The sequence below is a fragment of the Sphingobium sp. BHU LFT2 genome (genome assembly GCF_018604485.1).
GTDB classification, from domain to species: Bacteria; Pseudomonadota; Alphaproteobacteria; order Sphingomonadales; family Sphingomonadaceae; genus Sphingobium; species Sphingobium yanoikuyae_A.
Map to the genome: position 1 here is coordinate 1 of NZ_JAFCGW010000106.1, position 275 is coordinate 275.

The 275-nt window shown below is 58.2% G+C and carries 1 protein-coding gene; it reads left to right on the top strand.

Annotation, left to right across the window (positions count from 1 at the left end):
• Positions 1-275, top strand: a 275-nt coding sequence (locus tag JQK15_RS26695) for a reverse transcriptase domain-containing protein (RefSeq protein ID WP_251008088.1), incomplete at both ends; no start/stop codon positions are given.

Here is a 275-nt window from a genome sequence, read left to right on the forward strand (position 1 = left end):
ATCCCGCAAGGATCACCCATCTCACCGCTGCTGGCCAACATTTACATGCGCCGGTTTGTGCTGGGATGGCGGAAGCTCGGCCTTGGGAAACGCCTCGGCTCGCGGCTCATCACCTATGCTGATGACCTCGTGATCCTGTGTGAAAAGGGCAACGCGGAAGCCGCGCTCGATCATATGCGCGGGCTCATGGAGAAGCTGAAGCTGACGGTGAATGAGGACAAGACACGCATCTGCAAGGTGCCGGACGAGACGTTCGACTTTCTGGGATACACGTT